Origin of the sequence: Paenilisteria riparia FSL S10-1204 (genome assembly GCF_000525995.1) — a bacterium.
In the GTDB taxonomy this organism is placed as follows: domain Bacteria; phylum Bacillota; class Bacilli; order Lactobacillales; family Listeriaceae; genus Listeria_A; species Listeria_A riparia.
Genome location: NZ_AODL01000037.1, coordinates 16,589 through 31,212 on the forward strand (window position 1 = coordinate 16,589; position 14,624 = coordinate 31,212).

13 protein-coding genes and 1 pseudogene are annotated in these 14,624 nt (G+C 44.0%); 12 read left to right on the forward strand and 2 right to left on the reverse strand.

Annotated elements, in window-relative coordinates; all coding sequences use genetic code 11:
* Window positions 1-2: 2 nt before the first annotated feature.
* Together PRIP_RS15065 and PRIP_RS15070 are read left to right on the forward strand one after the other, a co-directional pair.
* Window positions 3-806 (forward strand): ABC transporter permease, encoded by an 804-nt coding sequence (locus PRIP_RS15065; protein ID WP_052008983.1) that lies wholly within the window; start codon window positions 3-5, stop codon window positions 804-806.
* A 13-nt stretch (window positions 807-819) separates the two neighbouring features.
* Window positions 820-1,794 carry an ABC transporter ATP-binding protein gene (locus tag PRIP_RS15070; RefSeq protein WP_036102231.1) on the forward strand — a complete coding sequence of 325 codons (975 nt, stop codon included), beginning with the start codon at window positions 820-822 and terminating at the stop codon, window positions 1,792-1,794.
* A 36-nt stretch (window positions 1,795-1,830) separates the two neighbouring features.
* Here the strand turns inward: PRIP_RS15070 and PRIP_RS15075 are convergent, their stop codons facing one another.
* Entirely contained in the window at window positions 1,831-2,220 is a 390-nt protein-coding gene (locus tag PRIP_RS15075) for a tautomerase family protein (RefSeq protein ID WP_036102233.1), read from the reverse strand.
* A 13-nt stretch (window positions 2,221-2,233) separates the two neighbouring features.
* On the reverse strand, window positions 2,234-2,995 hold the full coding sequence (locus PRIP_RS15080; RefSeq protein WP_036102235.1) for a DeoR/GlpR family DNA-binding transcription regulator: 762 nt from the start codon (window positions 2,993-2,995) through the stop codon (window positions 2,234-2,236).
* Window positions 2,996-3,279: 284 nt separating this feature from the next.
* On the opposite strand from PRIP_RS15080, the gene iolA reads away from it, so the two are divergent.
* From iolA to PRIP_RS15130, 10 genes and pseudogenes are all read left to right on the forward strand, one after another.
* Complete coding sequence (iolA, locus tag PRIP_RS15085; RefSeq protein ID WP_036102237.1) at window positions 3,280-4,737, forward strand: methylmalonate-semialdehyde dehydrogenase; 1,458 nt, start codon at window positions 3,280-3,282, stop codon at window positions 4,735-4,737.
* Window positions 4,738-4,755: 18 nt separating this feature from the next.
* A complete protein-coding gene (gene iolB / locus PRIP_RS15090; protein WP_036102239.1) occupies window positions 4,756-5,565 on the forward strand; it encodes a 5-deoxy-glucuronate isomerase in 810 nt (269 codons plus the stop codon).
* Window positions 5,566-5,578: 13 nt separating this feature from the next.
* Window positions 5,579-6,557: pseudogene (gene iolC / locus PRIP_RS15095) on the forward strand (5-dehydro-2-deoxygluconokinase).
* A gap of 21 nt (window positions 6,558-6,578) precedes the next feature.
* Window positions 6,579-8,489 carry a 3D-(3,5/4)-trihydroxycyclohexane-1,2-dione acylhydrolase (decyclizing) gene (gene iolD / locus PRIP_RS15100; RefSeq protein WP_036102241.1) on the forward strand — a complete coding sequence of 637 codons (1,911 nt, stop codon included), beginning with the start codon at window positions 6,579-6,581 and terminating at the stop codon, window positions 8,487-8,489.
* Window positions 8,490-8,508: 19 nt separating this feature from the next.
* On the forward strand, window positions 8,509-9,414 hold the full coding sequence (gene iolE / locus PRIP_RS15105) for a myo-inosose-2 dehydratase (RefSeq protein ID WP_036102243.1): 906 nt from the start codon (window positions 8,509-8,511) through the stop codon (window positions 9,412-9,414).
* Window positions 9,415-9,446: 32 nt separating this feature from the next.
* A complete protein-coding gene (locus PRIP_RS15110; RefSeq protein WP_036102261.1) occupies window positions 9,447-10,847 on the forward strand; it encodes a sugar porter family MFS transporter in 1,401 nt (466 codons plus the stop codon).
* 33 nt (window positions 10,848-10,880) lie between these two features.
* Window positions 10,881-11,924: a bifunctional inositol 2-dehydrogenase/D-chiro-inositol 1-dehydrogenase gene (gene iolG, locus PRIP_RS15115; RefSeq protein ID WP_036102245.1), complete on the forward strand. Its 1,044-nt coding sequence runs from the start codon at window positions 10,881-10,883 to the stop codon at window positions 11,922-11,924.
* Window positions 11,908-12,777: a sugar phosphate isomerase/epimerase family protein gene (locus PRIP_RS15120; protein WP_036102247.1), complete on the forward strand. Its 870-nt coding sequence runs from the start codon at window positions 11,908-11,910 to the stop codon at window positions 12,775-12,777. The genes iolG and PRIP_RS15120 overlap by 17 nt, the downstream gene beginning before the upstream one ends.
* Window positions 12,778-12,795: 18 nt before the next feature.
* Window positions 12,796-13,626, forward strand: a complete 831-nt coding sequence (gene iolI / locus PRIP_RS15125) for a 2-keto-myo-inositol isomerase (RefSeq protein WP_036102250.1) — start codon at window positions 12,796-12,798, stop codon at window positions 13,624-13,626.
* Window positions 13,627-13,692: 66 nt separating this feature from the next.
* On the forward strand, window positions 13,693-14,577 hold the full coding sequence (locus tag PRIP_RS15130; protein WP_241434203.1) for a ketose-bisphosphate aldolase: 885 nt from the start codon (window positions 13,693-13,695) through the stop codon (window positions 14,575-14,577).
* The last annotated feature ends 47 nt before the right edge of the window (window positions 14,578-14,624 follow it).

Here is a 14,624-nt window from a genome sequence, read left to right on the forward strand (position 1 = left end):
AGATGTCCAGTGTGCAGTTATATTTTAAAATTATCAAAACACAAATAAAGGCGCAGCTAGAATATCAAACCAACGCGATTCTTGGTTTTGTGAACCAGTTTATTGTTATCTTTTTTGAATTTATTGCGGTTTGGTCTTTGCTAGATCGTTTTGGTGGGATTGACGGCTGGACATTGGGGGAAGTGTTTTTGACGTATGGGATTGTCAATTTTTCGTTTTCTATGGCGGAGGTGACGATGCGGGGATTTGAGTCGAATATGGCTTCTTTGATACGAAATGGGGATTATGATCGGTATTTGCTCAGACCACGAAATACGATTATGCAGATTAGTGCTTTTAGCTTTCAGTTTATTCGATTGGGACGAGCTTTTCAATCGGTGCTTGTTTTGGCGGTGGGGATTTATTTAAATCTTCATGTTTTTGACTGGCAAACGGTGTTTTTGCTTATGTTTACGTTAATTGGGGGCATATTATTATATTTGTCGCTGTATATACTTATTGGTATCATGTCGTTCCGATTTCTACAGAATACAGAATTTATGAGTATTTTTATTCAAGGAAGTGTATCCACAATGCAATATCCTAAGACGATATTTCCAAAATGGATTCAAAACTTGTTCACGTATATTCTTCCGGTCACTGCGATAACTTACTATCCGCTAGCTACGATTTTTTCCAAAACTACAGGTATCCAGTACATAGCGGGATATTTGTCTCCAGTTGTTTTGCTTTATTTTGTTCGGCATTGTTGTTTTACTATTTCATCGGGTGGAGAGACGATATATTTCAAGTGGGAGTTAGCATAAGGAGGGATTTGCGATGACTTTTATTTCAGTCAGGAATTTAAGCAAGGATTATAAAGTTTACAAAAGTGAAGGCAATACGTTTCTTAATTTATTTAAAAAGAGGGATTACAAGATCATTCATGCTGTGAAAAATTTAAGTTTTGACGTAAAGAAAGGCGATATTATTGGCTATATCGGGCCAAATGGTGCTGGGAAAAGTACAACGATTAAGTTGCTGGCGGGTATTTTATATCCTGATAGCGGTACATGTATTGTGGGTGAGAAGAGTCCATGGGTAGATAGGAAGAAATATGTGAGGGATATTGGGGTCATGTTTGGCCAAAGGTCGCAATTAACATGGGATTTACCAGTGAAGGATTCGTACGATTTGCTACGAGATATATATAATTTGACGGAAGAGGATTATATACGAACGCTTGCTAATTTGGTAAAGAAATTAAATTTAGAGGAGTTGCTTCACGTTCCTGTTAGACAATTGAGTTTAGGACAAAAAGTTCGGTGTGAATTGGTTGCTACATTTCTTCATGAACCAAAGCTAGTTTTTCTGGATGAGCCGACGATTGGGATTGATATTGAGATAAAGCGGGAATTTCACAAATTTGTGAAGGAGATTAATCAGGAGTTAGGTACGACAATATTTATTACGACGCATGATTTGGATGATATAAAATCATTGTGTAACCGCCTACTAATCATCAATAAAGGGGAAATTTTCTTTAATGGGACATTGGAGAAGTTGTTTACTGAATTTTATATAGAAGAAAAGATTTTTGTGGAATTACTGACGGGGACAACATATCGTTTACCAGAAAATGTAAAAATTATTGAGGAAGAGGGGAATCGGCTTGTTGTTAGCGTTAGCGAGAAGGGTATGACTGGGAAAATAGTAAAAGAAATTGTGCAAAACAACGCGGTGGTCAATATTTATCCAGAGCAAAATAAAATTGAGGATATTATTCTAAACATCTATGCACAAATGAAAAAATAAAAAAGGGATGGTGTGATTTCACGCCATCCTCAAACTTTATAATTTCCCATTTAAAAACTGTGCTTCACCTAATCCAAAACTCCAATCAGCGTCAGTGTTTTCCGTAATTGAAATCATAAGATCTGTAGGTGCGATGCCACAATTGGCGGCCAAACGTTCAGCCGTAAGAGAATACAAGCGTTGTTTTTGATCTGCGGTTCGATTTTTGCTGACAATGTTAAGTAGGACGAATTGGTTGGTTCGTGGAAATCCGAGTCCGGTGTCTTCGATAATCATTTCGTATGGTTCGTGTTGGTGTACGACTTGGTAGCGGTCGCTTGCTGGGACATCGAAGGCTTCAATCATGGCTTCGTGCGCTGTGTCTACGAGTTTTTTTACTTCTTCGGGTGTTCGTCCTTTGATGATGTCGAATCGTAATAAGGGCATGAAAATAACTCCTTTATAGTAGATTTGGGTCGGCAATCGTGATGTTGTTTTCGGTGCAAAATGTGGTGTATTCATCGCTGAGCGGTTGTTCGGTAACGATGGTGGACACGTCTTTTAGTGGACAATAGGTAAGTAAGGTTGACTTATTATACTTCGAGTGATCGGCGAGCAGAAAGATGTCTTCGGCGGTTGCTACGATGCGCTTCTTAATTTCGTACTCGAGTAAGTCAGAATTCGTTAAGCCATGCGAAATCGAGACACCAGTTGCTGCCATGAAGGCTTTGTTTACATTGTATTTGTCAATCGTGTTGGAGTCGTCTGTGCCGACAAAGGACTTCGTGTTGCGCTTGTAGTTGTTGCCAATAATAATCAATGTAATGTTATCCATCAGCGCCGCGCCATTAATAATATCCAAACTATTTGTCAAAAGCGTCAAGTTTATATGCTTCGGCAAAAATTCAATAATGTTACGTGTCGTTGTTCCTGAATCAATAAAAATAATTTCGTCTTCTTCAATAAAAGTTGCGGCAATCTGCCCAATTGTGCGTTTTTCTTCTTGGTTGGCGTGATCGCGGTTCTCAAAAGGGACAAGACGGTCTGTTACGCTTCGTACGCCGCCGTAGACTTTTTGAATGGTGCCTTTTTCGAGAATTTTGGTAATATCACGACGAATCGTATTTTTGGAAACTTGGAAGTGGTCGCATAATTCGTCTAGTGATGCGGTGCCTTTTTCTTGAATGAATTCCTCCACGAGTTGTAGTCGTTTCTCCTTCATAAAACATTCTCCTATCCATCGATATCTTGCCTAAATCGTAACATATATCCAAAAGTTAATCAACATATAACAATTTTGAGCCTTAGATGGGCTTTTTTTTGTGCCTTTTGAGCGTTTTTAGAGTAGATTTTAGAAAAAGATGATGTTTTTATGATTGACATTTACTCATTGGAGAGATAGAATGTAATCAAGATGTTACCAAGAGGTGACTGAATGACGGTTATCTTTAGGTTATATATTTTTTTGAAATAGTGAAAGCGTTTATATATGAAGGAGGAGCTAGGATGGTAAGAAAGTTGAGAAACTTTATTGATGGAAAATGGGTAGATAGTGCGACGACAGTTTATGAGGATGTGTATAATCCGGCAACGAAGGAAGTTGTGGCGCAGGTGCCGATTTCGACGCGGGCGGATTTTGATTATGCGGCAGGTGTGGCGGCGAAAGCTTTTCAGAAATGGCGAGATGTGGCGGTGCCAAGACGGGCGCGGATTTTATTTAATTATCAGCAATTGTTACTTAAAAATAAAGAGGAATTGGCGCGTTTGATTACGATTGAGAATGGAAAGAACTTAACGGAGGCACTTGGTGAGGTGCAGCGCGGGATTGAGAATGTGGAATTTGCGGCTGGAGCGCCGACTTTGATGATGGGGGATTCGCTTGCTTCGATTGCAACGGATGTTGAGGCGACGAATTATCGTTACCCGATTGGTGTTGTTGGCGGGATTGCGCCGTTTAATTTTCCGATGATGGTGCCGTGTTGGATGTTCCCAATGGCAATTGCGCTTGGAAACACGTTTATTTTGAAGCCTTCGGAACGGACGCCACTTTTGACGGAGAAAATCGTGGAGTTGTTTACGGAAGCGGGATTGCCTGATGGTGTTTTCAATGTCGTTTATGGTGCGCATGATGTGGTGAACGGCATTTTAGAGCATCCGGAAATTAAAGCGGTTTCGTTTGTTGGTTCTAAACCGGTCGGCGAATATGTTTTCAAAAAAGGCAGCGAGAATTTGAAGCGGGTACAAGCTTTGACGGGAGCGAAAAATCATACGATTGTGCTTGCGGATGCGAATCTGGATGATGCGCTAACGAATATTATTGCGGCGGCCTTTGGTTCTGCTGGTGAGCGGTGTATGGCTTGTGCGGTTGTGACGGTGGAAGAGGCGATTGCGGATGAATTTATCGCGAAATTAAAAGAGCGTGCGAGTCAGATTAAGATTGGAAACGGCTTGGATGATGGCGTCTTTTTAGGACCGGTGATTCGGGCGGAGAACAAGGAGCGAACGCTTGCTTATATCGACAAAGGAATCGCAGAAGGCGCCAATTTGGTGTACGATGGACGTAGTGATGCGCTGGATGATGGTTATTTTGTGGGGCCGACGATTTTTGATGGTGTGACAACGGATATGACGATTTGGAAAGAGGAGATTTTTGCGCCAGTATTGTCGGTGATTCGTGTGAAAAACTTGAAAGAAGGGGTTGAAATTGCGAATCAGTCGGAATTTGCGAATGGGGCGTGTCTATTTTCCACAAATGCGTCGGCTATTCGATATTTCCGTGAGAATATTGATGCGGGAATGCTTGGTGTGAATCTTGGTGTGCCTGCTCCGATGGCATTTTTCCCGTTTTCTGGGTGGAAGTCTTCGTTCTACGGGACGCTTCACGCGAATGGCAAGGACAGCGTGGATTTCTATACGCGTAAAAAAGTCGTCACAGCGCGCTATCCAAAACCGAATTTTGAGTAAGAAGGAGATGTAACTGGAATGGGAAAACTACTGCAAAAACCAAAAGTGACGGAAAAAATCGTGCAGGAAGTAGCGATTGGTGGGGATTCTCCGCTGAAATATGTGGCCTTTAAAATGGTGGATTTGAAAAAAGGAGACGTCTATGAGGAAGTGCTAGGCAAGTTGGAAGTGTGTGTCGTGGCGCTTACGGGACGGATTACGGTAACAGATTTTTCGCAGACGTTTATGAATATTGGGCGTCGGGCTAGTGTTTTTGAAAAGATTCCGACAGATAGTGTGTATATTTCAAATGATACTTCTTTTCGTGTGATAGCGGAGTCGGATGGGGTGCGTGTGGCGTTGTGCTATGCGCCTTCTGATAATAAGTTGCCAACTGTACTGATTTCTGCGGAGGACAATTCGACGGAACAGCGCGGGAAATATAGTAATCAGCGGATGGTGCATAATATTTTGCCTGATTCTGTAGATACGGCGAACAGTTTGTTGGTTGTGGAAGTGTATACGGAAGGTGGTAATTGGTCGAGTTATCCGCCGCATAAGCATGATCAGGAGAATTTGCCGGCGGAATCGTATTTGGAAGAATCGTATTATCATGAGATGAATCCGGAGCAAGGTTTTGTTTTTCAGCGGGTCTATACGGACGATCGGTCGATTGATGAGACGATGACGGTGGAAAATCGGGATGTCGTGCTTGTTCCAGCAGGCTATCATCCGGTTGGCGTGCCTGATGGCTATACGTCTTATTATTTGAATGTGATGGCTGGGCCAGTGCGGACTTGGAATTTTCATAATGATCCGGCACACGAGTGGATTTTAAATCGAAAATGAGGAGCGAGAGAAAATGAAGTATGCCTTTAATGAAACGAAGAAATATGATGTGATTGCTGTTGGACGCGCGTGCATTGACTTGAATGCAGTGGAATATAATCGCCCGATGGAAGACACGATGACGTTTTCAAAATATGTCGGCGGATCTCCTGCGAATATCGCGATTGGGATGTCGAAACTGGGCTTACATGTTGGTTTTATCGGCAAAATTCCAGATGATCAGCATGGCCGTTTTATTACGAACTATATGAAAAATGTGGGCGTGGACACGTCGGAAATGATTGTAGATACGGAAGGCCACAAAACTGGTCTTGCTTTTACGGAAATTAAAAGTCCTGAGGAATGCAGTATTTTGATGTATCGTGATCAGGTGGCGGATCTTTATTTACAACCAGATGAGATTAACGAAGCTTATTTGAAAGAGACGAAAACGTTGGTAATTTCTGGGACTGCGCTCGCACAAAGCCCTTCACGGGAAGCGATTTTAAAAGCGGTGCAGCTCGCGCATAAGCATGATGTGACGATTGTTTTTGAATTGGATTATCGGCCGTATACGTGGAAATCGACGGAGGAGACGGCGGTTTATTATCGGTTAGTGGCGGAACAGGCGAATCTCGTTATTGGTACGCGTGATGAGTTTGATATGTTGGAAAATCAGGTTGGGGGCAAGAATGATGAAACGGTGGCGGCTTTGTTCGCGCACACGCCGGATTTGATTGTTATTAAGCACGGTGTGGAAGGTTCGTATGCGTATACGAAATCAGGCGAAGTTTTCCGCGGTAAAGCGTATATGACGAAGGTTTTAAAAAACTTTTGGGGCTGGTGATTCTTATGCTTCGGCGTTCTTGTATGCGCTCTTAAAAGGTGAGACAATTGAGACGGCGCTGAAATTCGGAAGTGCTTCGGCATCGATTGTGGTTAGCAAACACAGTTCATCTGAGGCGATGCCAACGGTTGCGGAAATTGAAAATCTAATTGCAGCACAAGTTTAAAAAGAGAAGGTGGAGTGAACGATGGGAACGATTCGCCTAACGACGGCACAAGCATTAATCAAGTTTTTAAATCAGCAATACGTAGCGATTGATGGTCATATTACGCCATTTGTTGCGGGATTGTTTAACGTTTTTGGTCACGGGAATGTGGTCGGAATCGGGCAAGCTTTGGAAGAGGACGCAGGGCATTTGAACGTCATTCAAGGCAAAAATGAGCAGGGCATGGCGCACGCGGCGATTGCTTTTGCGAAACAGAATTTACGGAAGCAGATTTACGCGGTTTCGACTTCGGCAGGGCCTGGTGCAGCGAACTTAGTGGCGGCGGCTGGGACGGCGTTTGCGAATAATATTCCGGTACTGCTTTTGCCAGCAGATACGTTTGCGACGCGGCAACCGGATCCGGTTTTGCAACAATTGGAGCAGGATTATAGTGCGGCGGTGACGACGAATGATGCATTGAAACCGGTTTCGCGATATTGGGATCGGATTACGCGTCCAGAGCAGTTGATGAGTAGCTTGTTGCGAGCTTTTGAAGTGATGACAAATCCAGCGACGGCGGGGCCTGCGACGGTTTGTATTTCGCAAGATACGGAAGGTGAGGCGTATGATTTTGATGAGGCGTTTTTTGAGAAGCGGATTCATTATATCGATCGCAAATTGCCGACGGAACGCGAGTTAGATGGTGCGGTGGAACGTATTACGGAAAGTAAGCACCCAGTTATTATTGTTGGCGGTGGCGCGCGTTATTCGGAGGCTCGGGAAGCTTTGATGGCGATCTCAGAACAGCATAATATCCCGCTAGTTGAGACGCATGCTGGGAAATCAACGGTGGAATTTCAATTCAAAAATAATCTTGGCGGGACGGGGATTCTAGGAACGAGTGCGGCGAATGCAGTGATTCGTAATGCGGATTTGGTTATCGGCATCGGCACGCGGTACACGGATTTTACAACGTCGTCTAAAACGGCATTCAATTGGGAGGAAACACGATTTTTAAACATCAATGTCAGTCGTCCGCAAGCTTATAAACTAGATGCTTTCCAAGTAGTCGCGGATGCAAGAGCAACGCTAGAACTTCTAGCTGACCGTCTTGATGATTACAAAACGGCTTACGGTTCCGAACTAGAGCGACTAAAAACAGAATGGCTGACAGAGCGCGAGCGTTTGGCGAATGTGACGTTTGACCGCACTAATTTTAATCCGGAAATTAAAGGACAGTTTACCCAAGAAATTTTCAATGAATATGCGGATGCGCTAAACACGGAATTATCGCAAACAGCGGCCTTTTTAGCAATCAATGATGTTGTTGCCGAAGATAGTATCGTTGTTGGGGCGGCGGGCTCGTTACCAGGCGATTTACAGCGACTTTGGAATCCGGCTGTGCCAAACACGTATCATTTAGAATACGGCTATTCCTGCATGGGCTATGAGATTTCGGGCTCCCTCGGTGCAAAACTGGCGGCGCCAAACCAAGAAGTTTTTGCGATGGCGGGTGATGGTAGTTTCTTAATGCTACATTCGGAGTTCATTACCGCACTGCAATACAACCATAAAATCAATATTTTGCTATTCGACAATTCCGGTTTTGGCTGTATTAACAACTTGCAAATGGAACATGGCAGCGACAGCTATTTCTGCGAATTTAGAACGACGGACAACCAAATTATGAACATCGATTATGCCAAAGTAGCAGAAGGATATGGCGCCAAAACCTACCGTGCCAACACGATTCCAGAATTAAAAGCAGCATTAGAAGACGCTAAAAAACAACAAGTTTCCACACTTATCGAAATGAAAGTATTACCAAAAACAATGTCTGACGGTTACGAAGCATGGTGGCATGTTGGCGTATCAGAAGTTTCCACGAAAGCAAGTATTCAAAAAGCGCATGAAGCAATCGTAAACAAATTGGAGAGAGCTAGAAAATACTAAACATAGGGGGTATTTGATAATGAGTTCTACTACTATTTCATGGGGAATTGCACCAATTGGTTGGCGTAACGATGATATACCAGAAATCGGCGCCGGAAACACACTCCAGCATTTACTTAGTGACATTGTTGTTGCTGGTTTTGCGGGAACGGAAGTTGGTGGCTTTTTCCCAGATGCCAAAACGCTGAATAAGGAACTCGCGCTTCGCAATTTAAGAATCGCAGGGCAATGGTTTAGCAGTTTCATTATTCGAGATGGAATCGAGGCATCTAAACAAGCATTTCGGAAGCACTGCACGTATTTACACGAAGTGAACGCCGATGTCGCAGTTATCTCTGAACAGACCTACAGCATTCAAGGAACAACGAAAAATGTTTTCACAGAAAAACCGCATTTCACGGCCCAGGAATGGGAACTCTTGTGTGACGGATTGAATCAGCTTGGCGTGATTGCCACGGAATTTGATTTGAAGTTAGTGTACCATCACCATTTAGGAACGGGTGTTGAGACGCTAGCTGAGGTCGACCGCTTAATGACGGGGACAAACCCGGCTCACGTTCACTTGTTGTACGACACAGGTCATATTTTTGTGGCAGAAGGTGAATACATGCCACTGCTTGAAAAACATATAGATCGCATTGCGCATGTCCATTTTAAAGATGTCCGTAAAGACGTGATGGAGACGTGCAAACAAGATGGGCTTTCCTTTTTGCAATCGTTTTTAAAAGGGATGTTTACTGTTCCTGGCGATGGGTGCATTGATTTCACAAAAGTATATGAGCAACTGTTGGTGCATGGTTATCAAGGTTGGATTGTTATCGAGGCCGAGCAAGATCCGGCGCTTGCCAATCCATTGGAATACGCTTTAATGGCTAGAAAATATATAGACGAAAACTTACTACACGTAGGGGAGCGATTGGTATGAAGCAAGTTGAGCCAGACGGGACAGAGTTAGTGATGGAAAGCACGCCAGCTAGTAAACGAACGCCAAAAGCTTATTTACGTTTAATCACAATCATTTCAACATTCGGTGGTTTGCTTTTTGGGTATGATACGGGGGTTATTAACGGGGCACTTCCTTACATGTCTAAAGCAGGACAACTGAACTTAACGCCAGCTGGAGAAGGGATTGTCGCCAGTTCCTTATTATTCGGAGCTGCATTTGGAGCCGTGTTCGGCGGAAGATTATCAGATCGTAACGGCCGTCGCAAAAATTTGTTAATGCTCGCAGTTGTTTTTTTCGTGGCAACGCTTGGTTGTACGTTCGCACCAAACATGGCTGTCATGGTAGTTTTCCGCATTATTTTAGGGCTTGCAGTCGGCGGGGCTTCGGTTACCGTACCGACATACTTAGCGGAAATGTCACCAACAGAAAGACGCGGTCGAATGGTGACACAAAATGAATTAATGATCGTAACAGGGCAATTATTAGCCTTCACATTCAACGCCATTATCGGCACAACACTTGGCGAAGATGGCAACGTTTGGCGCTACATGCTCGTGATTGCGACCATTCCAGCTGTCGTTCTATGGTTCGGCATGCTTATCTTACCAGAAAGCCCGCGCTGGCTCGCTTCCAAAGGCAAAATTGGCGATGCGTTACGTGTGTTACAACAAATCCGGGAGCAAAATGTAGCGGAGGTAGAACTAACTGAAATAAAAGATAATATCACCGCAGAAGCAGCGCTCGACAAAGCAACATTTAAAGACTTAAGTGTCAAATGGGTACGCCGAATCTTGTTTATCGGCCTTGGTATTGCGGTTGTCCAGCAAATCACTGGCGTTAACTCGATTATGTATTATGGTACTGAAATATTACGCGACGCAGGATTTGGAACGGAAGCGGCTTTAATCGGAAATATTGCGAACGGTGTCATTTCAGTGCTCGCCACATTTGTCGGCATCTACTTACTCGGAAAAGTAGGACGGCGGCCAATGTTGATTACCGGGTTAATTGGAACGACAAGTGCGCTACTTTTGATTGGGATTTTATCGATGCTACTTCAAGGAACCGAAGCGCTACCATATGTTGTGTTAAGTTTAACCGTTACTTTTTTAGCTTTCCAACAAGGTGCGATTTCACCGGTTACTTGGTTGATGCTATCCGAAATTTTCCCTCAAAGGTTACGCGGAATCGGTATGGGAACGACGGTATTTTGCCTATGGATTACGAATTTCCTTGTAGGATTTTCATTCCCAATTTTGCTGGCGCATGTTGGTTTATCAATCACATTTTTCATGTTCGCGGTGCTCGGTGTTTTTGCGATTCTATTCGTTAAAAAATACTTGCCAGAAACAAAAGGCCACTCGCTAGAACAGATCGAGTATTACTTCCGAAATTATATGAAGTTCAAATAAATGTAAGCGTTATAAAATAAGGAGGAATTGACAATGAATTTACGATTTGGAGTTATTGGAACAGGTGCGATTGGACGAGAACATATTAAACGGATTAGCCAAACACTGGCAGGCGCAGAAGTCGTTGCGGTGACAGACGTTAACCAAGAGGCCGCAAAACAAGTCGTGGCTGATTTCAAGCTAAATGCGAACGTGTATCCAGATGACAAAGCGCTCATCGCTGCAAAAGAAGTTGACGCTATCCTCGTTTCCAGTTGGGGGCCAGCACATGAAGCAAGCGTCCTCGCAGGAATCGAAGCTGGAAAATATATTTTCTGTGAAAAACCATTGGCTACAACTGCAGAAGGAGCACGTCGCATTGTGGATGCCGAAATCAAACATGGCAAACGCCTGGTCCAAGTGGGTTTTATGCGCCGTTACGATTATGGTTACGTCAAATTAAAAGAAGCAATTGAAAACGGAGCAATCGGTGAGCCGCTCATGATTCACGCTGCCCATCGCAATCCGACCGTTCCAGAAACCTACTCCACAGACATGGCAATCACAGATACGTTGATTCATGAAATTGACGCCTTACATTGGCTTGTAAACGACGATTATGCAAGCGTCCAAGTCATCTATCCGAAGAAAACGAAAAATGCGCTACCACACCTTCGCGATCCACAACTTGTGATTATCGAAACGAAAGGCGGTATCTCTATTACGGTAGAAATTTTCGTGAATTGTCGTTACGGTTATGATATTCAATGCGAGGTCGTTGGTGAAGAAGGTATCGTGAAGCTTCCTGAGTTCTCCAACATCGTCACACGCAAAAGTGGCAAGCTCAGCCAAGATATTCTAATGGATTGGAAAGACCGTTTCATCGACGCTTATGATGTCGAAATTCAAGATTTCATCGATTCTATTAGCAAAACGGGCGAACCAAAAGGTCCAACATCGTGGGACGGCTATATTGCCTCTGTAACTGCAGCAGCATGTGTCAAAGCCCAAGAATCTGGCGTAACCGAAGCAATCGAATTAGACGAACGACCAACATTCTACGAAGAAGGAGCGAAAACCAATGAAGTTAGCGCTTGATCCCAGCATGTTTCGCGACAATATGAGTCTCGAACAAATGATTTACAAAACCGCCGAACTCGGCTACAAATACATCGAACTCAGCCCACGCGAGGACTTTTGCCCATTTTACAAATATCCTAAAGTCGATAAGGCAAAAATTAAACTTGTGAAAAAATGCTTGCGCGACACGGGCCTTGAAATTTCGTCCTTGTTGCCGTTATACAATTGGGCTGGCCCTGACGAAGACCGCCGCGTGGCAGCCGTTCGCAATTGGAAGCGAGCCATCGAAATCGCCGTCGAACTGGATGTCGACCTTATGAACAGCGAATTCAGCGGTACTAAATATAATCCAGTCGTTTGCGAAGAGAAGTTCGTCAAATCGATGGATGAACTCATGCCGGTTTTCGAGAAAGAAGGTGTGCGTCTGAATTTGCAGGCCCATCCACTGGATTTTATTGAAACAAACACAGGTGCCATCGATATGATTCGCGCGCTCGATAAAGATTGGATTAAACTCGTTTACTCGACGGCGCACACGTTCTTTTACGACGACGGAATCGGTGACGTTGGCAAAATGTTTGACGAAGCGGGCGATTTACTCGACCATGTCTTGTTTGCCGATACATTTAACCACAAAGCCGCTTATGGTCTGCGTTACATCGTTAACCCACCAGATGCCGAAGTGACGATTCACCAACATTTGAACATCGGAGAAGGCGAAGTCGATTTTGACACCATTTTTCGCAAAATGCGCGAGATGAAATTTGACGGAATCGCGACAAATGCCGTTTTTGCTTGGGTAGATAAAGCCGAAGAATCCAGTAATTTCATGCTCCAAACAATGAAAAAAGGGCTCGGCCTGAACGAATAAAGAAAAGAGGGACACGACATGAAGCTATGTTTCAACGAAGCAACCACACTTGAAAATTCCAATTTAGAAAAAGATCTTACAATTTGCGAGCAAAACGGTTATGACTACATCGAAATTCGCACCATGGACAAACTTCCAGAGTACTTAAAAACGCATACACTAGACGATTTAGCGACCTATTTCCAGGACCATCACATCAAACCACTAGCACTTAACGCCCTGGTTTTCTTCAATAATCGCGATGAGGCAGGGCATGCCGCTATCATCCGAGAATTCCAAGAAATGATGCACATCTGCGATAAAATCGACGCCAAATATGTCGTTGCCGTCCCACTTGTCACAACGGAGAAAATCCTTAAAAAAGACATCAAGCAAAGCTGCATCGAGGTACTCCAAGAACTGTCCAATATTGCAGAAAGTCACGGCGTAAAAATTGCTTTGGAATTCGTCGGTCACCCAGAATGCACCGTCAATACATTCGAAGACGCCTACGACATCGTTCAAGCAGTCAATCGCGATAACGTCGGACTCGTATTTGATTCCTTCCATTTTCACGCAATGGGCTCCAATATCGAAAACTTAAAAAACGCAGACGGCTCCAAAATCTTCATTTTTCACATCGATGACACCGAAGATTTCCAAATCGGTCTACTAACCGATGACGACCGCGTATGGCCAGGACACGGCGCGATTGATCTCGAGGCTCACATCACGACACTAAAACAAATCGGCTACTCCGACGTCGTTTCCGTGGAACTTTTCCGACCAGAGTATTATCAATTAACACCCGAAGAAACTATCGAAAAAGCAAAAACAACCACATTAGAAGTCATTTCGAAATATTATTAAGCGCAAATCCACGAGTGGCAGCTAAAACTCGTGGATTCTGCTATTTATAAAAGGAGGTACCATTATATGCTAGTAACACTAAATGAAGTATTACAAAAAGCACACACAGAAAAATACGCCGTTGGGCAGTTCAATATAAACGGCTTGCATTGGATTCAAGCTATCCTCATAGCTGCCGAAAAAGAACAAGCACCAGTCATCGTCGCTTCATCCGACCGAATGGTAGACTTCCTTGGCGGCTTCCAAACAATCACATCTATGGTCAAAAACCTCATCGTAGAACACCAAATTACCGTTCCCGTCGTACTCCACCTAGACCACGGCTTAACAGTCAAACGTTGCAAACAAGCCGTCGACGCAGGCTACACATCCGTCATGTTCGACGGCTCCAAATACCCAATCGCAGAAAATATCCGTCTCACCAAAGAAGTTACCGATTACGCCCACGCACGCGGCGTCAATGTCGAAGCAGAAGTCGGAACCGTTGGTGGAAACGAAGACGGCATCATCGCTAACATCAACTACGCCAGCCTAGAAGAATGCATCGCGCTCGTCCAAGCAACCAACATCGATGCCCTAGCCGCTGCACTAGGCTCCGTTCATGGCAATTACAAGGGTGAGCCCGTTCTAGGCTTCCAAGAAATGGCCGCTATCCAGGAATCCGTCTCGATTCCACTCGTCCTTCACGGCGCATCCGGCATCCCAAAACACCAACTCGACCAGGCCATCACACTTGGACACGCCAAAATCAATGTCAATACCGAATCCAATAAAGCTTGGCTTGCTGCCATCCGTCACGCACTCACATCCAACCCAACCACACCACGAACCCCAAGTCATATTAGAACCAGCTCGCGAAGCCATCATTCAAACCGTCCAATCCAAAATCCGCGAATTTGGTTCGGCAGGCAAAGCCATAGCACTCACTTAATTTTTGAATCCTCTTACTAATCTTGCTATACTAAACAAGCAATCAAAACACAATAGAAAAGAAGGAA

Excerpts from the sequence above, each read along its gene's own strand:
- iolG (WP_036102245.1), top strand. The coding sequence starts at position 10,881 with ATGAATTTACGATTTGGAGTTATTGGAACAGGTGCGATTGGACGAGAA.
- iolD (WP_036102241.1), top strand. The coding sequence starts at position 6,579 with ATGGGAACGATTCGCCTAACGACGGCACAAGCATTAATCAAGTTTTTA.
- iolE (WP_036102243.1), top strand. The coding sequence starts at position 8,509 with ATGAGTTCTACTACTATTTCATGGGGAATTGCACCAATTGGTTGGCGT.
- iolB (WP_036102239.1), top strand. The coding sequence starts at position 4,756 with ATGGGAAAACTACTGCAAAAACCAAAAGTGACGGAAAAAATCGTGCAG.
- PRIP_RS15080 (WP_036102235.1), bottom strand. The coding sequence starts at position 2,995 with ATGAAGGAGAAACGACTACAACTCGTGGAGGAATTCATTCAAGAAAAA.
- PRIP_RS15075 (WP_036102233.1), bottom strand. The coding sequence starts at position 2,220 with ATGCCCTTATTACGATTCGACATCATCAAAGGACGAACACCCGAAGAA.
- iolI (WP_036102250.1), top strand. The coding sequence starts at position 12,796 with ATGAAGCTATGTTTCAACGAAGCAACCACACTTGAAAATTCCAATTTA.
- PRIP_RS15110 (WP_036102261.1), top strand. The coding sequence starts at position 9,447 with ATGGAAAGCACGCCAGCTAGTAAACGAACGCCAAAAGCTTATTTACGT.
- PRIP_RS15130 (WP_241434203.1), top strand. The coding sequence starts at position 13,693 with ATGCTAGTAACACTAAATGAAGTATTACAAAAAGCACACACAGAAAAA.
- PRIP_RS15120 (WP_036102247.1), top strand. The coding sequence starts at position 11,908 with ATGAAGTTAGCGCTTGATCCCAGCATGTTTCGCGACAATATGAGTCTC.
- iolA (WP_036102237.1), top strand. The coding sequence starts at position 3,280 with ATGGTAAGAAAGTTGAGAAACTTTATTGATGGAAAATGGGTAGATAGT.
- PRIP_RS15065 (WP_052008983.1), top strand. The coding sequence starts at position 3 with ATGTCCAGTGTGCAGTTATATTTTAAAATTATCAAAACACAAATAAAG.
- PRIP_RS15070 (WP_036102231.1), top strand. The coding sequence starts at position 820 with ATGACTTTTATTTCAGTCAGGAATTTAAGCAAGGATTATAAAGTTTAC.